Source organism: Saccharothrix texasensis, assembly GCF_003752005.1.
GTDB lineage: Bacteria > Actinomycetota > Actinomycetes > Mycobacteriales > Pseudonocardiaceae > Actinosynnema > Actinosynnema texasense.
On record NZ_RJKM01000001.1, the window covers coordinates 1,674,631 to 1,693,615 of the forward strand.

19 protein-coding genes and 1 pseudogene are annotated in these 18,985 nt (G+C 73.9%); 12 read left to right on the forward strand and 8 right to left on the reverse strand.

Going from position 1 to position 18,985, the window contains the following annotated elements; all coding sequences use genetic code 11:
• Positions 1-108 precede the first annotated feature (108 nt).
• The 10 genes and pseudogenes from EDD40_RS44765 (at position 109) to EDD40_RS06210 (ending at position 11,279) form a co-directional block, all read left to right on the forward strand.
• The gene (locus tag EDD40_RS44765; RefSeq protein ID WP_425471334.1) at positions 109-5,676 is read left to right on the forward strand and encodes an amino acid adenylation domain-containing protein; all 5,568 of its coding nucleotides are present in this window, start codon (positions 109-111) and stop codon (positions 5,674-5,676) included.
• Positions 5,677-5,687: 11 nt separating this feature from the next.
• A complete protein-coding gene (locus EDD40_RS06170) occupies positions 5,688-6,056 on the forward strand; it encodes a nuclear transport factor 2 family protein (RefSeq protein ID WP_123742021.1) in 369 nt (122 codons plus the stop codon).
• A gap of 26 nt (positions 6,057-6,082) precedes the next feature.
• Complete coding sequence (locus EDD40_RS06175) at positions 6,083-7,138, forward strand: branched-chain amino acid aminotransferase (protein ID WP_123742022.1); 1,056 nt, start codon at positions 6,083-6,085, stop codon at positions 7,136-7,138.
• Positions 7,139-7,275: 137 nt separating this feature from the next.
• Positions 7,276-7,794: a hypothetical protein gene (locus tag EDD40_RS06180; RefSeq protein WP_123742023.1), complete on the forward strand. Its 519-nt coding sequence runs from the start codon at positions 7,276-7,278 to the stop codon at positions 7,792-7,794.
• A 108-nt stretch (positions 7,795-7,902) separates the two neighbouring features.
• Positions 7,903-8,334, forward strand: a complete 432-nt coding sequence (locus EDD40_RS06185) for an SRPBCC domain-containing protein (protein WP_123742024.1) — start codon at positions 7,903-7,905, stop codon at positions 8,332-8,334.
• A gap of 5 nt (positions 8,335-8,339) precedes the next feature.
• A pseudogene (locus tag EDD40_RS06190) lies at positions 8,340-8,666 on the forward strand (metalloregulator ArsR/SmtB family transcription factor); the annotation flags it as partial.
• 122 nt (positions 8,667-8,788) lie between these two features.
• Entirely contained in the window at positions 8,789-9,553 is a 765-nt protein-coding gene (locus tag EDD40_RS06195) for a DUF899 domain-containing protein (protein WP_123742026.1), read from the forward strand.
• Between the two features lie 183 nt (positions 9,554-9,736).
• Positions 9,737-10,183 carry an FAS1-like dehydratase domain-containing protein gene (locus EDD40_RS06200; RefSeq protein ID WP_123742027.1) on the forward strand — a complete coding sequence of 149 codons (447 nt, stop codon included), beginning with the start codon at positions 9,737-9,739 and terminating at the stop codon, positions 10,181-10,183.
• The gene (locus tag EDD40_RS06205; RefSeq protein WP_123742028.1) at positions 10,180-10,581 is read left to right on the forward strand and encodes a MaoC/PaaZ C-terminal domain-containing protein; all 402 of its coding nucleotides are present in this window, start codon (positions 10,180-10,182) and stop codon (positions 10,579-10,581) included. Before EDD40_RS06200 ends, EDD40_RS06205 begins: the two co-directional genes overlap by 4 nt.
• Positions 10,578-11,279, forward strand: a complete 702-nt coding sequence (locus EDD40_RS06210) for an SDR family oxidoreductase (protein WP_123742029.1) — start codon at positions 10,578-10,580, stop codon at positions 11,277-11,279. Before EDD40_RS06205 ends, EDD40_RS06210 begins: the two co-directional genes overlap by 4 nt.
• 36 nt (positions 11,280-11,315) lie before the next feature.
• On the opposite strand, the gene EDD40_RS06215 is transcribed toward EDD40_RS06210, so the two are convergent.
• Both EDD40_RS06215 and EDD40_RS06220 read right to left on the reverse strand, forming a co-directional pair.
• The gene (locus EDD40_RS06215) at positions 11,316-11,963 is read right to left on the reverse strand and encodes a response regulator (protein ID WP_123742030.1); all 648 of its coding nucleotides are present in this window, start codon (positions 11,961-11,963) and stop codon (positions 11,316-11,318) included.
• Positions 11,960-13,117 (reverse strand): sensor histidine kinase, encoded by a 1,158-nt coding sequence (locus tag EDD40_RS06220; protein WP_236594943.1) that lies wholly within the window; start codon positions 13,115-13,117, stop codon positions 11,960-11,962. Before EDD40_RS06220 ends, EDD40_RS06215 begins: the two co-directional genes overlap by 4 nt.
• A gap of 208 nt (positions 13,118-13,325) precedes the next feature.
• On the opposite strand from EDD40_RS06220, the gene EDD40_RS06225 reads away from it, so the two are divergent.
• Both EDD40_RS06225 and EDD40_RS06230 read left to right on the forward strand, forming a co-directional pair.
• Positions 13,326-13,643, forward strand: coding sequence for a hypothetical protein (locus tag EDD40_RS06225; RefSeq protein WP_148088700.1), 318 nt, complete (start codon positions 13,326-13,328; stop codon positions 13,641-13,643).
• A 30-nt stretch (positions 13,644-13,673) separates the two neighbouring features.
• Complete coding sequence (locus tag EDD40_RS06230; RefSeq protein ID WP_123742033.1) at positions 13,674-13,883, forward strand: hypothetical protein; 210 nt, start codon at positions 13,674-13,676, stop codon at positions 13,881-13,883.
• A gap of 85 nt (positions 13,884-13,968) precedes the next feature.
• On the opposite strand, the gene EDD40_RS06235 is transcribed toward EDD40_RS06230, so the two are convergent.
• From EDD40_RS06235 to EDD40_RS06260, 6 genes are read right to left on the reverse strand one after another with little or no spacing between them, the layout of a single operon-like run.
• The gene (locus EDD40_RS06235) at positions 13,969-14,769 is read right to left on the reverse strand and encodes an ABC transporter permease (RefSeq protein ID WP_123742034.1); all 801 of its coding nucleotides are present in this window, start codon (positions 14,767-14,769) and stop codon (positions 13,969-13,971) included.
• A complete protein-coding gene (locus tag EDD40_RS06240) occupies positions 14,766-15,719 on the reverse strand; it encodes an ATP-binding cassette domain-containing protein (protein WP_123742035.1) in 954 nt (317 codons plus the stop codon). Before EDD40_RS06240 ends, EDD40_RS06235 begins: the two co-directional genes overlap by 4 nt.
• Entirely contained in the window at positions 15,716-16,366 is a 651-nt protein-coding gene (locus tag EDD40_RS06245; RefSeq protein ID WP_246037452.1) for a hypothetical protein, read from the reverse strand. The genes EDD40_RS06240 and EDD40_RS06245 overlap by 4 nt, the downstream gene beginning before the upstream one ends.
• A 9-nt stretch (positions 16,367-16,375) precedes the next feature.
• Positions 16,376-17,200: an enoyl-ACP reductase FabI gene (gene fabI / locus EDD40_RS06250; protein WP_123742036.1), complete on the reverse strand. Its 825-nt coding sequence runs from the start codon at positions 17,198-17,200 to the stop codon at positions 16,376-16,378.
• A gap of 3 nt (positions 17,201-17,203) precedes the next feature.
• Complete coding sequence (locus EDD40_RS06255) at positions 17,204-18,178, reverse strand: TauD/TfdA family dioxygenase (RefSeq protein WP_246037454.1); 975 nt, start codon at positions 18,176-18,178, stop codon at positions 17,204-17,206.
• A gap of 17 nt (positions 18,179-18,195) precedes the next feature.
• Positions 18,196-18,969, reverse strand: a complete 774-nt coding sequence (locus tag EDD40_RS06260) for a thioesterase II family protein (protein ID WP_123742038.1) — start codon at positions 18,967-18,969, stop codon at positions 18,196-18,198.
• Between the last annotated feature and the right edge of the window lie 16 nt (positions 18,970-18,985).

The following is an 18,985-nucleotide window of genomic DNA, read 5'->3' on the forward strand; positions in this document are numbered from 1 at the left end:
CTCGACGTCCTCGTGCCCGGTGAGCGGGACCGCGTGCTCGTCGAGTGGAACGACACCGCCGCGCCGGTCGACGTCTGGGAGTCCGTGCCGGCGCTGGTGGCCCGGTGGGTGCGGGAGACACCGGACGCGACCGCCCTCGGCTCGACGGCGGGCGGTCTGACGTTCGCCGGGCTGGACGGCGCGGCGAACCGGGTGGCGAACCGGCTGCTCGCGCTCGGCGTGCGGCCCGGCTCGGTCGTCGGGGTCTGCCTGCGCCGCTCGCCCGCCGGTGTCGCCGCGCTGCTGGGCGTGCTGCGGGTCGGCGCCGCCTACCTGCCGCTGGACCCCGACTACCCGGCCGAACGCCTGGCGCACATGCTCGCCGACTCCGCGACGCCCGTGGTGGTGACCGAGCGGGCCTTGCGCGACCTCGTGACCGGGCCGCCGGTCGTGTGCCTCGAAGACCTGCGCGACTCGCCGGACACGCCGGTGGACGTGCCGGTGCACCCGAGGGACGCCGCCTACGTGATCTACACGTCCGGCTCCACCGGCCGGCCCAAGGGCGTCGTCGTCGACCACCACGGGTTCGCCGACCTGTGCACCTCGCACGTCCGCGAGTACGGCATCACGCCCGCCGACCGGGCCGGGCACGTCGCCGCGCAGGGCTTCGACGCGGCGGTCTGGGAGATCTGGCCGCAGCTGACGGCGGGCGCGTCCGTGCACCTGCCCGACGCGCACGTCCTGGCCGACGACGACGCGCTCGTGACGTGGATCGCCGACACCGGCCTCACCACGTGCTTCCTGCCGACGCCGCGCCTGGAACTGGTCCTGGACGACCTGGCGAACCGGCCGACCGCGTTGCGCGCCCTGCTCACCGGCGGTGACGCGCTGCGCCGCCGGCCACCCGCGCACACCCCGTTCCGGCTGCGCAACCTGTACGGGCCGACGGAGTTCTCGGTCGTGGCCACGGGCGCCGACGTGCCGCCGGACGCGCGGGCCGACGTCCCGCCGCCCATCGGCCGCCCGGTCGCGAACACCCGCGCGCTCGTGCTGGACGCCCGGCTGCGGCCGGCGCCCGTCGGCGTGGTCGGCGAGCTGTACCTGGCGGGCGCGGGCCTGGCGCGCGGCTACCACGACCGGCCCGGACTGACCGCCGAGCGGTTCACCGCGTGCCCGTTCGGCGAGCCGGGCGAGCGCATGTACCGGACCGGCGACCTGGTGCGGTGGAACGCGCGGGGCGAGTTGGAGTTCGCCGGGCGGGCCGACCAGCAGGTGAAGCTGCGCGGGTTCCGCATCGAGCTGGGCGAGGTCGAGTCCGTGCTGGCGGCCCACCCGGCGGTGGCGCACGCGGCGGTCGTGGTCCGCGAGGACCGGCCCGGCCTGAAGACCCTGGCCGGGTACGTCGTGCCGCGCGGAGCGCTCGACACCGGCGCCCTGCGGGCGCACCTCGCGACCGTGCTGCCGGAGCACATGGTGCCGACCGCGCTGGTCGTGCTCGACGCGCTCCCGCTGACCCCCAACGGCAAGCTCGACCGCCGCGCCCTGCCCGTCCCGGAGCTCGTCACCGGGCGCCGCGCACCGCGCACGCCGCGCGAGGAGATCCTGTGCGGCCTGTTCGCCGAGCTGCTGGGCGTGCCCTCGGTGGGGCCCGACGACGACTTCTTCGACCTGGGCGGGCACTCGTTGCTGGCCACCCGCCTGGTCAGCCGGGTCCGCACCGCGCTGGACGCCGAGCTGACCGTGGCCGAGCTGTTCGCCAACCCCACGCCCGCCGGGCTGGGCACGTGCCTGGACCGCGGTCCGGCCGCCCGGCCCGCCCTGCGCCCCGCCGCGCGGCCCGACCTGGTGCCGTTGTCGTTCGCGCAACGCCGCCTGTGGTTCGTGAACCGACTGGACGAGGAGAACCCGAGCTACGCGGTGCCGGTCTCGTTGCGGCTGCGCGGTGAGGTGGACGTGCCCGCGCTGCGCGCCGCGCTGGCCGACGTGGTGGCGCGGCACGAGGCGCTGCGCACCGTGTTCCCCGAGGTCGGCGGCACACCCCACCAGCAGGTGCGCCACGGCGTCACGGCGCCGTTCACGCTGCTCGACCGCGCGCCCGGCGACCTCGACGCGGTGCTGCGCCGGCTCGTCTCGGCGCCGTTCGACCTGACCGCGGACCTGCCGCTGCGCACCGCCCTGATCCGGTTGGCCGACGACGAGCACGTGCTCCTGCTGGTGCTGCACCACATCGCGGGCGACGGCTGGTCCATGGGACCGCTGCTGCGCGACCTGGCCGACGCCTACACCGCCCGCCTCGACGACCGGGCCCCCGCGTGGACACCGCTGCCCGTCCAGTACGCGGACTACGCGCTGTGGCAACGCGACCTGCTCGGCGACGAGGACGACCCGGACGGGCCGTTCGCGCACCGGATCGCGTTCTGGGCCGACGCGCTGGCCGGCGTGCCCGACGAGCTGGCGCTGCCCGCCGACCGGCCGCGGCCCGCGACGTCCGCGCAGACCGGCGGCCGGGTGCCGCTGGCGCTGGACGCCGACCTGCACCGCGCCGTGCTCGACCTGGCCCGCCGCACCAGGACCACGCCGTTCATGGTGTTCCAGGCCGCGCTGGCGACGCTGCTGACCCGGGTCGGCGCGGGCGTGGACATCCCGATCGGCACGCCGGTCGCGGGCCGCACCGACGAAGCCCTCGACGACCTCGTCGGCTTCTTCGTCAACACGCTCGTGCTGCGCACCGACACCTCCGGCGACCCCACGTTCACCGAGCTGCTGGCCCGCGTCCGCGAGGTGGACCTCGCCGCCTACGACCACCAGGACGTGCCGTTCGAACGGCTGGTGGAACGGCTCAACCCGCCCCGCTCGCTCACCCGCCACCCGCTGTGCCAGGTGCTGCTGACCCTCCAGAACACCGGTGACGCGCACCTCGCGCTGCCCGGCCTGACCGCGGAGCCGGTGGGCGTCACGTCCGGCACCACGGCGTTCGACCTGAGCCTCGGCCTGCGCGAGACCCGCGCGGGCGACGGCTCGCCCGCCGGCGTCGACGGCGCCCTCCTCTACCGGGAGGACCTGTTCGACGCCGGCACCGCCCGCTCCCTGGCCGAGCGGCTCGTCCGCGTCCTGGCCGCCGCGACCGCGGACCCGGACGTCCGGCTGGGCGACGTGGACCTCCTCGGCGACGACGAGCGCGACCGGGTGCTGGTGGCGTGGAACGACACCGAGCGGTCCGTGCCGGACACCACGCTGCCCGCCCTGTTCACCGCGCAGGCCCGCCGCACGCCCGACGCCGTCGCGCTGATCGCCGACGGCGAGCGCCTGACCTATGCCGGGCTGGACGCCCGGATCGACCGGCTCGCCGCGGCGCTGCACGCCGCGGGCGCCGGCCGGGACCGGGTGGTGGCCGTGCTGCTGCCCCGGTCGGTGGACCTGGTCGTCGCGCTGCACGCCGTGCACCGGGCGGGCGCGGCCTACCTGCCCGTGGACCCCGGCTACCCGGCCGAGCGGGTGGCGTTCATGCTCGCCGACGCCGACCCCGTGCTGGTCCTCGACGCGGACACCCTGCGGGGCCTGGAGGACGGGCCGGCCGGCGCGCTGCCGGAGGTGCTTCCCGGCGACCCTGCCTACGTCATCTACACCTCCGGCTCCACCGGGCGTCCCAAGGGCGTGGTGGTCGAGCACCGCGCGATCGTCAACCGGCTGTCGTGGATGCAGGACGAGTACCGCCTCGGCCCGGACGACCGGGTGCTGCAGAAGACGCCGTCGAGCTTCGACGTGTCGGTGTGGGAGTTCTTCTGGCCCTTCCAGGTGGGCGCGGCGCTCGTCGTGGCCCGTCCGGACGGGCACCGCGACCCCGCGTACCTGGCCGACGTGATCCGCCGGGAAGGCGTCACCACGGCCCACTTCGTGCCGTCGATGCTGGACGCGTTCGTCGCGCACCTGGAGGAGTCCGGCGGGCGGTGCGCCGACCTGGTCCGGGTGGTGTGCAGCGGGGAGGCCCTGCCGACCGCGCTGGCCCGCCGGTTCGCCGCGGTGTCCGACGCGGGCCTGCACAACCTGTACGGGCCGACGGAAGCCGCGGTGGACGTGACCTCCCACGCCGTGCGCGGCGACGAGACCACCGCGACGATCCCGATCGGGCGCCCGGTGTGGAACACCGGCGTGCACGTGCTGGACGACCGGCTGCGGCCCGTGCCGCCGGGCGTGCCCGGCGAGCTGTACCTGACCGGCGTGCAGCTGGCCCGCGGCTACCACGCGCGGCCGGGGCTGACCGCGCAGCGGTTCGTCGCGTCGCCGTTCACGCCGGGCGCGCGGGTGTACCGGACCGGCGACGTCGTGCGGTGGTGCGGCGAGGGCGTGCTGGAGTACCTGTCGCGGGCCGACGACCAGGTGAAGGTCCGCGGCCTGCGGATCGAGCCGGACGAGATCGCCGCCGTGCTCCAGGACCACCCGGACGTGGCCCGCGCCGCCGTCGTGGCCCGCGAGCACGCGCCCGGCGACCTGCGGCTCGTCGCCTACGTCGTCGCCGCGGGCGACCGCGTGCCGGAGCAGTCGGCGCTCCGGTCGCACGCCGCGGCGCGGCTGCCCGAGCACATGGTGCCGTGGGCCGTGGTGGTGCTCGACGACATCCCGGTCGGCCCGAGCGGCAAGCTGGACCGCGAGGCGCTGCCCGCGCCGGCCGTCCGGTCGACCGGTCGGGCGCCGTCCTCACCCGCCGAGGAGGCGCTGGCGGCGCTGTTCGCCGACGTGCTCGGCGTGCCCGCGGTCGGCGTGGACGACGGGTTCTTCGACCTGGGCGGGCACTCCCTGCTGGCGACCCGGCTCGTGGCGCGCGTCGGCGCGGAGTTCGGCGTGCGGCTGGGCGTGCGGGCGGTGTTCGAGGCGCCCACGGTGGCCGCGATGGCACGGCGGCTGCACGACGGCGCGGCCGAGGACGCGCCACCCCCCGTGCTGCTCCCGTTGCGCGCCGATGGCTCCGCCGCGCCGCTGTTCTGCGTGCACCCGGCGGCCGGCGTCGGCTGGGTGTACGCGGGCCTGCTGCCGCACCTGCCCGACCGGCCCGTGTACGCCCTGCAGGCCCGGGGGTTGTCGCAGCCCGACGCCCGGCCCACGAGCCTGGCCGGGATGGCCAAGGACTACCTCGACCAGGTGCGCGCCGTGCAGCCCACCGGGCCGTACCACCTGCTCGGCTGGTCGTTCGGCGCGGGCGTGGCGCACGCGATGGCCGCCGCCCTGCGCGAGGAGGGCGAGCAGGTGGCCACCCTGGCGCTGCTGGACGGCTACCCCACCGCGCCCACCGGCGACGTGCACTCCGCCCGCGACCCGCGGGTGCTGGCCGCGTTGCTGCGCTCCCTCGGCTACCCCGACGACCCCGCGCCGGTGTCGGTGGCGGACTTCGCGGCACGCGTCGCGGACGGGCCGCTCGCCGACGTGGTGCCCGCCCGGCTCGCCGACCTCGCCGAGGTCTTCGCCGACAACCTGACCCTGATGGGCGAGGGCACCACCGCCCGCTTCGACGGCGACGTGCTGTTCTTCGCCGCCACCGCCGACAAGACCGACCTGTCCCCCGTGCCCGCCGACTGGCGCGCGCACATCACCGGCGACGTCGACGCGCACCGCGTCGGCTGCCGGCACGGCGACCTGACCCGGCCCGGCCCGCTGGCCGCCGTCGGCGCGGTGCTCGCCGCCCACCTGGAGAACCACTCGTGAGGAGAACCGCCATGACCGCAGCCCTGACCCGCGAAGCCGCCCTGGTCCACGACTTCTACCGGTTCGTCGACACCGGCGACGTGCCCGCGCTGGTCGCCATGTTCACCGAGGACACCACCTACCACCGCCCGGGCTACCCGCCGGTCGCCGGCCACGACGGCGTGGCGCACTTCTACACCAGCGTGCGGGTCATCAAGGAGGGCGAGCACCGCGTCGAGTCCGTGGTGCTGGAAGGCGACCAGGTCGCCGTGCGCGGGTCGTTCGAAGGCGTGCTGCGCGACGGCACGCGGACCAGCCTGCGCTACGCCGACTTCTTCACCCTCGCCGACGACGGCCGCTTCAGCAAGCGCGAGACGTTCTTCTTCACCCCCCTCGTCTGATCCTCCCCACCGAACGGAGCCCCGTCATGACCTCGCTGCTGAACAAGCCCGCCGCCGCGTCCCCCGGCCACGGCGCCGCGTTCACCCCGCACCTCTACAGCCTCAAGTACTCCCCCGACCTCGGCTGGCACGACGGCGACCTGCTGCCGATGGACAACCTGTCGCTGCACCCGGCCACCCTCGGCCTGCACTACGGCCAGGTGATCTTCGAGGGCATGAAGGCGTTCCGCCAGCAGGACGGCTCGGTGGCGGTGTTCCGGCCGTGGGAGAACGCGCGCCGCTTCAACCGGTCGGCCGCGCGGCTCGCGATGCCGTCGCTGCCCGAGCAGCTCTACGTCGACGGCGTGGACCGGCTCGTCGCCGCCGACCACGCCGAGCTGTCCGACCACCCCGACCACAGCCTGTACCTGCGCCCGCTGATGTTCGGCACGGACGCGAACCTGATGCTGCGGCCGTCGGAGGAGTACCTGTTCCTGGTGATGGCCTTCGTCGCGGGCGGCTTCTTCGGCGACGTGGTGCGGCCGGTGTCCGTGCTGGTGTCGCGCGACCAGGCGCGGGCCATGCCCGGCGGGACGGGCGACGTGAAGTGCGCGGCGAACTACGGGCCGTCGTTCGTGGCGCAGCGCAAGGCGCAGGAGGCCGGGTGCCAGCAGGTGGTGTGGCTGGACCAGGCCGAGCGCCGGTGGGTGGAGGAGATGGGCGGCATGAACCTGTTCTTCGTGCGCGGCTCGGGCGCGGGCGCGGAGGTGTTCACCACGCCGCTCACCGGCACCCTGCTGCCGGGCGTGACCCGGGACTCGTTGCTGCGCATGGCCGCGCGCCTGGGCTACCGGGTCGCCGAGCGACCGGTGTCGGTCGACCAGTGGCGGGCCGGGTGCGAGGCGGGCGAGATCACCGAGGTGTTCGCGTGCGGCACGGCGGCGGTCGTCACCCCGGTCGGCCGGGTGCGCGACGTGGACGGCGACTTCACCGTCGGCGACGGGGAGATGGGCCCCGTCACCGGCGCCCTGCGCCGAGCCCTGGTCGACCTGCAGCACGGCCGCGTGCCGGACGTGGACGGCTGGCTGCACCGGGTGGCCTGAGACGACGGGCGACGCGGGCCGGGTCCACGCGACCCGACCCGCCCCCTCGTCCGCACGGGCGGTGCCCGACCGGTAACGGAACGCGAGAAGCCGCCGATGACCACCGTGTTCCCGCCGTCGAGACCCGGAGGTCCCGGATGAACGCGAGCAAAGCCGCTGCCGCCGCCTGCCTGGCCGCCGCCGCGACGCTGTCCGGCGTCACCCCGTCGGCGAACGCGGCCGACGGGCAGCTCTGCCTGGTCAACGAAGTGGTGTCCTTCAGCGAACCGGTGACCAACACGCCGAAGACGGTCGACGTCACCGTCAACGGCCAGCTCTTCAACTGCGCCAACGGCGCCGCGGCCACCGGCTCCTACACCGAGACCGCCACGCTGCCGGACTACACCTGCACCTCGCTGTTCTACCAAGGCGCCGGGACGCGGGTCTTCACGTGGACCGATCCGGCCGTGACGCCGAGCGCGTACTCGTACAACCGGACGTCCAGCCGGGTCGGCGCGAACATCGTCATCGTGCTGCTGGGCTCGATCAGCTCCGGCACGTTCGCCGCGGAGCCGGCGAAGATGCAGCTGACCGCGCTGAACCCCGACCCGCTCAGCTGCGCCACCACCGGCGTCTCCCGGCTGTCCCTGGTCGGCGCGCTCACCGTGGGGATCTGACCGGCGAGCCGCCGCATCACCCGATCGAGACCGCTCGACCACGTGGACGCAACCAAATGGTTGCGATAACCTCGCGACCGTAGGTTTCGCTACTCGCGAGGGGCCGTCATGGGTTTTCCTGATCGCATCGAACGGGTCGTGGAGATCGCGCAACCGCCGACCAGGGTGTGGGCGGCGATCACCACGGCCGAGGGGTTGGGCGAGTGGTTCGGCGATGAGGCGACGATCGACCTGCGCCCGGGCGGCGCCGCGCGGATGACCTGGTCCGGCGGCCCGACGGTCGAGCTGCGGGTGGAACGGGTCGAGGAGCCGACCGTGTTCGCCTTCACCTGGCCGGTCTTCGGCATGCCCGCCGACGACCCGCGCCGCACGTACGTCGAGTTCACCCTCGAGGAGATCGGCGCGGGCACGCGGCTCAAGGTCGTGGAGAGCGGGTTCGCGCAGCTGCCGGAGGACGGTCACGGCAAGGCGTACGACGCGCACAACCAGGGCTGGGCGAGCGAGTTGGGGGAGCTGGTCGACCACCTCGAACCCGCTTGACGTCGATGCCACCCGACATCGAGGCGGTGGCCGAGCAGGTCTTCACCGCCCTGGCGGACCCGACCCGGCGCGCCATCCTGGCGGCGCTGGCCGCGGGCGGTCCGGCCACGGCCACGGACCTCGCCGATCGCCTGCCCGTCACCCGGCAGGCGATCGCGAAGCACCTCGCCCTGCTCACCGACGTGGGCCTGGTGCTGGCGGAACCCGGCGAACGGCGCCGGGTGCGGTTCCGCCTGCGCTCCGCGCCGATGCAGGTGGCACAGCAGTACCTGGCGTCGCTGGCGCGTGACTGGGACGGACCGCTCAGCGCGCTGAAGGACCACCTCGACCGCAGCGTCCCCACCGCGGTCCCACCGGATGCACCCGAAGACACCGCGGCTGATCACGGCCCGCCGACCCCGGCGGTGGGCGGGACCGTGCGCGTCACCCTGAAATTGGAAGGTGGACACCACCGATGAAGACACCTCCGATCGTTTCCGCGTCGGCGTGGGAGGACGCTCGCCAGGAACTGCTGGTGCAGGAGAAGGAGCTGACCCGGGCACGGGACGCGATGGCCGCGGCACGTCGGCGGATGCCGTGGTTCGAGGTGGAGAAGGAGTACTCGTTCGACACCCCGCACGGCCGGCGGAGCCTGCTCGACCTCTTCGAGGGCCGGCGGCAGCTGATCGTCTACCGCGCGTTCTTCGAGCCCGGCGTGCACGGCTGGCCGGACCACGCCTGCCCCGGCTGCTCGTTCGTGACGGCCGACCAGGTCGGGCACGTCGCCCACCTCAACGCCCGCAACACCACCCTGACGCTGGCGTCGCGCGCGCCGCTGGCCGACATCGAGCGGTTGAAGGCGCGGATGGGCTGGCGGATGCCCTGGGTCACCATCCTCGACGACTTCGACGCGGACTTCGGCGTGGACGAGTGGCACGGCACGAACGCGTTCATCCGCGAGGGCGACCGCGTGTTCCGCACCTACTTCATCAACGAGCGCGGCGACGAGGCGTTGGGCAGCACGTTCAGCTACCTCGACATGACCGCGCTCGGCAGGCAGGAGCACTGGGAGGACTCGCCCGAGGGCTACCCCCAGACCTCGGCGTACTCGTGGTGGAAGTGGCACGACTCCTACACCGACACCAGGCCCGTCGAGTGGTGGTCGACCGAGGCCGCCGAGGACGAGGGCGAGAAGGTCTCCGTCCAGGCGGCGGCGGAGCACGGCGACTGCTGCCACTGACGGCCCGGCGGTGCGGGACGACCCGGGCGCGGGTCGTCCCGCACCGGGGCTCGGCCTCCGACCCGACCGGACCTCGCCGCGCCGGACCGCGCCGGATATCGCGGAAATATAGATTTCGGTAAACCGTCGCGCTATTCGCGCGCGCTCTCGCGGTGCGGCTGCGGGCACCGGTACGGTGCGCCGATGATCGCTCCGGAATTCGTCGGAAAACGACTCGATCCCGTTGTGCTGGAAGTGCCCCGGGAACGGGTCGTCGCATTCGCGCGGGCCATCGGCGAGGACGCCGCCGTGCACGTCGACGTCGACGCGGCGCGCGCCGCCGGCCATCCCGAGGTGGTGCTGCCGCCGACGATGCTGTTCGGGTTGGAACTCGAGGCCCGCGGCGAGGGGTTGTTGCTCGAGATGGGACTCGACCCGTTGCGCGTGCTGCACGCCGAGCAGTCGTTCACCTATCACCGGAGCGTGCACGCCGGCGAGGAGTTGCGCTTCGAGAGCGTGGTCGCCGACGTTTACCGGCGGATGGGCGGACGGCTGGAGTTCATCGTGCAGGAGACGGCCGTGCTCCGGGGCGGGGAACACCTGGCCGATTTGCGACAGGTGCTCGTCATCGAGGAAGGGGAGGCCGCGTGAACGCGCCGGCGGTCGGTGACCGGTTACCCGCGACCGAGGTGCCCGCGATCACCCGGGAGAAGCTTCGGGAATTCGCAGTCGCGTCCGGCGACGACAATCCCGTGCACCTCGACGACGACGCCGCGCGGCAAGGCGGGCTGGACGGAATCGTGACGCACGGGATGCTCGTCATGGCGCACCTGGGCCGCCTGGTCACGTCGTGGCCGGCGACGGGCGCGCTGCGGTCGTTCAAGACCCGGTTCACCGCGCCGACGCCGCTGGGCGCGCGGGTGACGTGCGGCGGGAAGGTCGCCTCGGTCGACGTGGCGGCCGGGACCGCGCGGGTCCAGGTGACGGCGACGCGGGACGACGGCGTCGTGGTCGCGCGCGGCGAGGCGGTCGTGGAGCTGGCGTCGTGACCAGGTCCGTGCTGGTCGTGGGCGCGAACCGGGGCATCGGCGAGGCGGTGGCGCGGGAGTTCCTGCGCGCCGGGGACCGGGTGGCGGGCACGCACCGCGGGTCGGGCGTGCCGGTCGACGGGGTGTTCGGGGTGGAGCTGGACCTGGCCGACGCCGACCGGGTGGCCGACGCCGTCGCCGAGGTCACCGCGCACCAGGGCGCGCCGGAGGTGGTCGTGCTGAACGCGGGCGTGACCCGCGACGGGCTGGTCGCGCGGATGCCCGAGGAGCACTACCGGGAGGTCATCGAGGTGACGCAGCTCGGCGCGTTCCGGGTGGCGCAACGGGTGCTGCCCGCGATGGCGAAGGCGCGGGCGGGGTCGATCGTGCTGGTCTCGTCGGCCTCGGCCCGCGCCGGGTCGCCCGGTCAGGCGAACTACGCGGCGGCCAAGGCGGCGCTGGAGGGGTTCGCGCGGTCGGTGGCGCTGGAGTACGGGCGGCGCGGCGTGCGGGTCAACGTCGTCGCGCCGGGCCCGGTGGACACCGACATGGTCGCGGTGCTGACGGACCGGCAGCGGCAGGCCCTGATCGACCAGGTCCCGCTCGGCCGGCTGGCCCGGCCGGAGGAGATCGCCGAGGTGGTGCGCTGGGTCGCGGGCTCGACGTACGTGACCGGCGCGACGATCCCGGTCACGGGTGGCGGCGCGCTCGGCTGGTGAAGCCCGGGGGGAACCGCGCGCTCGGCCGGACCTTCCTCACACCAGGTCGTTCTCCTGGGCGTAGATGGCGGCCTGCACGCGGGAGCGCAGGTCCAGCTTCGTCAGGATGCGGGAGACGTGGGTCTTCGCCGTCGCGCCGCTGATGAACAGCTCGTGCGCGATCTGGGCGTTCGACAGGCCGCGGCCCAGGCAGCGCAGCACGTCCAGCTCCCGCTCGGTCAGCTGGTCCAGGCGGCTGTCGAGGACCGGCTGGGTCTTCACCGGCGCCTCGGCGTAGGCCTTGATCAGCTTGCGGGTGATCTCCGGGCCGAGCACGTTCTCGCCCGCCGCGACCAACCGCACCGCCTCCACCAGCCGCGGCGCGTCCACCGACTTCAGCAGGAACCCCGCGGCGCCCGCGCGCAGCGCGGCGAACACGTACTCGTCCAGGTCGAACGTGGTCAGCACCAGCACCTGGGCCACGCTGTCGCCGTGCAGCGCCTTCGTCGCGGCGATGCCGTCCAGGCCGGGCATCCGGATGTCCATCAGCACCACGTCCGGCCGCAGCGCCCGCGCCTGGCTGATCGCCGTCGCGCCGTCACCCGCCTCCCCGACCACCTCGATGCCCTCGGCGTTGCCCAGGATCAGCACGAGGCCCGCGCGGATGGCCGCGTGGTCGTCCACCACCAGCACCCTGATGCTCACCGCTCCACCCCGGGCAGCGGCAGCACCGCGCGGACCTTCCAGGCGCCGTCGGCCGGTCCGGCGGTGAGCGAGCCGCCGACCGCCGCCGTGCGCTCCCGCATGTTCAGCAGCCCGGTGCCCAGGCCTCCCCCGTCACCGCCGTCGCACAGCTCGTTGACCACTTCCAGCACCATCTCGGTGTCGGTGCGGCGCAGGTCGAGGACGACGTTCGTGCGCGGTGCGTGCTTCATGGCGTTGGTCAGCGCCTCCTGGGCGATCCGGTACGCGGTCAGGTCGACCGCGGCGGGCAGCGGCTCGGTGTCGTCGTACTCCACCCGGACGTCCAGCCGCATGCCGCCCGCCTGCGCCGACTCGATGAGCCGGGACAGCTGGGCCAGCCGCGCGGGGGCGGTCGGCTCGTCCGGGTCGGTGACGTCGGCGCGCAGCAGGTTGATCATGGCACGCATCTCGTCCAACGCGCTGACGCTGTTCTCCCGCACGGACTTGAGCACCACTCGCGTCATCGGGTCGTCGTCCTTCAACGACAGCGCGGCCTCGGCCTGGATGGCTATCGCGGACAGGTGCCCGGCGATGACGTCGTGCAGGTCACGGGCCATGTGCGCGCGTTCGGCGGCGACCGCGGCGGTCCGGTCCAGCTGGGCGATCTTGGCGAGCTGCCGGGTGTTCGCGCGCTCCACCTCGGCCATCCGCTGGTGCTGCCGCACGTTCGTCGCCCACCACACCGGGATCAGCAGGAACGGCAGCACGGCGAACGCGGCCAGCACCGTGGCGCGCCAGCCGGGCACCAGCAGCACGGTCGCGGTGATCGTGCTGATCGAGGTCAGCACGGCGATCGGCACCATGTCGCGGCTGAGCCGGCGCGGGCCGTAGAGCGTGGCCGCGTAGAGCAGGTCGGCGTACACGACGAGGGTCGGCGTGCTGACCCCGATGACGCAGTCCACGAACAGGAACGCCGTGCCCACCGCGAGGGCCGTGCCCGGCGCGATCCGGCGGAACGCCTCCACCACGCAGATACCGCCGAACAACAGCACCCGAACCCACGGCGGAATCTGGTCGTCGAGGCGGAACAACGGGTACAGGCCGGTGGCGAACAACACCGAGCCGACCAGCAACGAGCTGATCACGATGAGGGCGTCGTGCTGCCACTCCGGCAACTTCCGGAGCCCGGAGACGGCGCGAGTTATTCCGGCCTGCACCGCGCGATCACAGCACACGCCACCGCGGCTCGCATCGGCCGAAGTGATGACCCGTGATCGCTCCGACCGCCGATGCCGCGCACCCGTCCGCCTCGCGATGATGGTGTCACGGCAGGCGCACGGCCCGCCGACCACACCGAGAGGAGCGGATGTCACCATGAAAAGCGTGGCGGTAGCACTGGCGGTGGTGTCGGCTTTCGCGCTGAGCGCTTGCGACCCGGTCGCCGACGGGAATTCGACCGGCGACAACACCGATGAAGGCCGCACGACCCTGCTGTGCCACGTGGCGAACGGATGGATGTCCGCGAACCCCGACGGGAAGAGCGAAGCGGCCAGGACATTGGGTTCGGTAATCGACGACATCGCCGGGAACATGGACGAATCGTCGCGGGCTGCCAAGGTGTTGGCCGCGGCCCGCCAGTTGCTGTCGGACAAATCCGAGGACATCGCCGACGGCGCCGCGAAAATCAAGGAACTGTGCTGAGGGTGTGCCCACGCCCGGCGAGGAGGACAAGTGGCTGAGGGCAAGGTGAACGACGGTCGGTGGGCCCCGTGGTGGGTGTACGTCGTCCTGATCGTCGGGTCCAACCTGATCAAGCAGTACTTCATCGGCGGCAAGGTGTCCGACGTGGCCAACGTCGCGATCACGGTGGCGATGGTCGGCGTGCTGATCTTCGCCATCACTGCGGTGTACCGGTCGATGGTCGCCACCCGGCGGCGGTGACGTCGACCGGGACTCGGCGGCCTCCCCTGGCCGCCGCGCGGTAGGTGGGACGGGCGCCCGTCCCACCTACCGCCTTCTCCTGCGCTCAGCGAGCCGCGACCCGGCGGTAGGCGCGCATGCTCAGCGGCACGAACACCGCCACGATCAGCAGCGACGACAGCCAGGCGTAGGCCAGCGCGTGGTCGTCGGGCCAGGAGCCGGACACGACGTCCAGCCCGGGCACGGTGTTGCCGAACAGACCGCGCACCGCGTTGATCACCGCGGTCAGCGGGTTCCACTCGGCGATCACGCGCAGCGGTCCCGGCATGGACTCCTCCGGCACGAAGCCGGACGACACGAACGTCAGCGGGGTCAGCCAGATCAGGCCGGCGCTCTGCGCCGCCTCCGGGCTCGGCGAGACCAGCCCGATGAGCGCCCCGATCCACGACATGGCGAACGCGAACACCAGCAGCACCAGGAACGCCAGCACGGCGTCCAGGAAGCTGCCGCGCACCCGCCAACCGATGAGCAGCCCGCACAGGCACGTCACGAGCATCGCCACGACGCTCACCGCCAGGTCCGACAGCGTCCGGCCGACCATCACCGACACGCCGGACATCGGCAGCGACCGCAGCCGGTCGATGAAGCCCTTGCGCAGGTCCGTCGACAGGCCGATGACGGTGAACGCGGAGTTGAACGCCAACGTCTGCACCAGGATGCCCGCCAGCAGGTACTCGCGGTACGCCGCGCCGCCGAGCAGGCCGCCGAACACGAACCCGAACAGCAGCACGAACATCACCGGCTGCACCACCGCGGCGAACGCCCAGTCGACGCTGCGCCGCACGTGCAGCAGGTTGCGCCAGGCGATCATCCAGCCGTCGACGGCGACCTTGGCCACTGCGGTCACGAGTCCTCCCCGTCGTCGGCGCGGTCGGTGAGCATCAGGAACACGTCGTCCAGCTTGGGCCGGTGCAGCGACACGTCGAGCACCCGCACGTCCAGCGCGTCCAGCCGCGTCAACGCCTCCATCAGCGTCTTCGGGCCGACGTGCACGAGCACGTGCGCCCGGCGCAGGTGCTCGTCCACCACGGGCTCGGCCGCGCCCACCTCGGCGAGCACGCCCGTCAGCGCGGGCAGGTCGGCGGAGTCTGCCACGACGATCTCCAGCCGTTCGCTGCCGACGCGGGCCTTCAGCTCGTCGGAGGTGCCCCGCTCCACCACCCGTCCCCGGTCGATCACCACGATCGAGTCGGCCAACTGGTCGGCCTCCTCCAGGTACTGGGTCGTGAGCAGCACGGACGCGCCGTCGTCCACGAGCCGCCGCACCATCTCCCAGGTGTCGAGGCGGGAACGCGGGTCCAGGCCGGTGGTCGGCTCGTCCAGCACGACGACCGGCGGCCGGGCGACGAGCGCGCCGGCCAGGTCGAGCCGCCGCCGCATGCCGCCGGAGTAGGTGCGCAGCAGGCGGGACGCGGCCTGCTCCAACCGGAACAGCGCCAGCAGCTCGCGGGCGCGGGCCCGCGCCTCGGTGGCCTTGAAGCCGTACAGCCTGCCGACCAGGTACAGGTTCTCGTACCCGGTCAGGCTCTCGTCCACGGCCGCGTACTGCCCGGACAGGCCGATGGAACGCCGCACGTCGGCGGACTGCGAGAGCACGTCGTAGCCGGCGACGCGGACGTCGCCCGCGTCCGGCCTGAGCAACGTCGTCAGCACCCGCACCATCGTGGTCTTGCCCGCGCCGTTGGGGCCCAACAGCCCCAGCACCGTCCCGGTGGGCACGGTCAGGTCCACGCCGTCGAGGGCGCGGTGCGCCTTGTACGACTTGACGACGCCTCGCGCCTCGACGGCTGCGGTCACCGTTCCTCCTCCGTGTGGTCGTCCGCCCCGACCGGGGTCTTGGGCGGGAACAGCGTCAGGCGCAGCGGGCCGCCGACGAGCCAGAGCGCGGTGACCGCGGCGAGCTGGATCTCGAAGTTCCACAGCTCGACCGTGCTCGGCCCGCCGATCAGGAACATCACCAGGGTCAACGCGGACGAGACGGCCAGCGCCGCGAGGCAGCGCAGCCACATCGCCCACTCGTGGCGCTGCCGGGCCCGGCCGCGGCGCGGCGGTCGGGCCGGTCGCGGGCCGCCGGCGAAGCGGTGCGCGAACCACGCGTCCGCCCGCCGCACCAGGTGCGGCCCGAAGGCCAGACTGACGCCCAGGTAGGCCGCGGCCAGGCTGTGCGTCATGCCCGGCGTGCCGCCCGTGCGCAGGTCGACGGCGCACGCCACGACCAGCACCACGTCCACCACCGGCACGCCCAGCAGCAGCGCCCCGCCGAGGCGGGGCTTGCGCAGCGGGTACCGGGCGAGCAGCCCCGAGGCCAGCACGACCCAGAAGGCGATCTCGCACGCCACGATCAGGTACAGCACGACCGGGTCCTGCCCCGCCGCCTGCGCCAGGACCTCCCGCGCCCGGACCTCTCCGGCCGAGGCCCCTCGGGCCTGCACCGCGAACCCCATCGCCCGTGATCACGATCCCGCCGGCGGGGGCGGCGCCGCGACGGGGACGCCGGGCCGGTCCCCGATCACGTGCGCGCCGCCGTCGACGTGGACGATCTCGCCGGTCGTCGCGGGGAACCAGTCCGACAGCAGGGCCACGCACGCGCGGGCCACGGGCGTGAACTCCTGGTCGTCCCAGCCCAGCGGCGACTTGCCGTGCCACCGCTGCCCCTCGCGGCGGGCCGCCTCGTCGCCGCCCGGCCCGATGGCGACGGCCGCGGTGGTGCGCAGCGGCCCGGCGGCGACGAGGTTGACCCGGATGCCGTCACGGCCCAGGTAGGACGCCAGGTACCGGGCGCAGGACTCCAGCGCCGCCTTCGCCACGCCCATCCAGTCGTACTCCGCGTAGGCGTGCGAGGCGTCGAAGTCCAGGCCCACCACGGAACTGCCCGGCCCGAGCATCGGGCGCACGGCCCGCACCAGCGCCTGCAACGAGTACGCGGAGACGTGGAACGCGGGCGCCACGTCGTCCCAGCGCGCGGTGAGGAAGTTGCCGCCGAGCGCCTCGGCCGGCGCGTAGGCCACCGAGTGCAGCACGCCGTCCACGCGGTCCGCGTGCGCGGCCAGCCGTTGCGGCAGGGAGGCGAGGTGGTCGGCGTCGGTGACGTCCAGCTCCACCACGGGCGCGGGCGACGGGAGGCGTTGCGCGAGCCGTTCCACCAGCCGCACCCGGCCGTACGCGGTGAGGACGACGTTCGCGCCTTCCTCCTGCGCCAGGCGCGCCACGTGGTAGGCGATGGAGGACGGCGTCAGCACGCCCGTCACGAGCAGGGTCTTGCCCTTGAGCAGGTCCACGGCTCAGCTCTCCAGCACGTAGCCGTCGCCGGGGCGGTGGCCCCGGGAGCGGCGCAGGTCGGCGAAGACGAACGTGCGCTGCAACCAGCGGTCCGCGCCGTCGTAGCGCGGGGTGAACGCCGACCGGCCGTGCACGGTGACCCGGTTGTCGACGATCGCCAGGTCGCCCGCGGTCAGCCGCAGCGCGTTGAACGAGTTGTCGAACAGCTCGCCCAGCTCGGCCAGGGCCGCGACCGCGCGGTCGGTGACCGGCTCGGTGGCCGCCTGGTCCACGCACAGGTCGGGGTCGTCCGGGTCGCCGTGCAGCACGGCGCGCGGCGGCACCTCGCCGGACGTCGCGCCGAACGAGGGCGGCGGCGCGGTGACGAACTCCGCCGACGACAGCGCCGCGCGGGCCTGCTCCCCCAGCTTCGGCAGCACCTGGCGCGAGCACACCAGCCGCAGCTCGGCGATCCGCTCGTGGTCCGGGCGCACGCACCCCAGCAGCACGAAGTCGGGGCGGTGACGGTGGAACGCGTTCTCGGTGTGGAAGGTCAGGTGCGCCGACCCGACGTTGCCCTGCACCTCCTCCTTGCCCGGCACCGGCACCACGTTCTGCACCAGCGCGCCGGACTTCTCCGCGCGGAACGCGCCGGGGTCGCCCAGGCCGTGCGCCACGAGCACGAGCACGGCGGCGGACACCGTCGCCTCGCGCACCACGGAGCCCTCGGCCTTCGGCGTGGGCGGCAGGTTGTCCTCGTCCACGGGCAGGTTGCGCAGCAGCAGCGCGCCGCCCGTGCCGGAGTCGCGGCGGAACTCCTTGAGCGCGTGCCGCAGCGACGCGGGCGCGTCCTCCCACGCCCGGCGCGCCGCGGCCACCCACTCGGGGCTGTCGAGCCGCCCGCCCGCCACGTCGAGCAGGTCGCGGGCGATCCGGTCGAGCCACTCGTGCTCGACGGTGTCCAGCGTGGCGGTGGTCAGCGTGTCTTCGTTGGCCAACAACATTTCCCTCACCCTCAGTGAGTCGTCACCGGGCGGACCCGCCCGAGGTGCGCGGAGATCGCCCCGAGCAGGGCGGTCGGGTCGTGCCGGAAGTAGAAGTGGCCGCCGTCGAACGCGCGGTGCTCGCGCAGCTCGCCGGACGCCGCGAGGTCGCGCCACGCCTCGCCGCCGGCGGCGTCGACGTCCGGGTCGGCGTCGCCCCGGTAGACCACGAGCGGCGTGGCCACGGGGTCCGGCGCGGTGGGCGCGTACCGCTCGATGAGCCGGTAGTCGGCGCGGATCATCGGCAGCAGCAGCTCGCGCAGGTCGGGGCTCGCCAGCGCGGCGGCGTCGGCGCCGGACACCCGGCTGATCTCGGCGACGAGCGCGTCGTCGTCCCGGGTGTGCAGGTCTTGGGGCGTGCGGCGGTGCGGGGCGGTGAACCCGGAGGCCACGAGCAGCGCGGGCGGGTGGCCGCGCTGCTCGCACCGCCGGGTCACCTCGTAGCCGATGGCCGCGCCCATGCTGTGGCCGAACAGCACGACGGGCCGGTCGGACAGCGGCGCGAGGACGTCGGCGAGCACGTCGGCCATCGCCGCCATGTCGTCGACCGGCTCGTCGACGAGGCGTTCCTCCCGGCCGGGGTACTGCACGACGCGCACCTCGACCGACGCGGGCAGCCGCGCGCCCCAGTCGCGGTAGTAGCTCGCCGATCCGCCCGCGTGCGGCAGGCACACGAGGGTGGTCGCGGCCGACGGCCGGGGCGTGCGCGTGCGCAGCCAGCGGTCGGCGGTGGTCGTGGCCGCCATGCGCACCTCCTTGTCG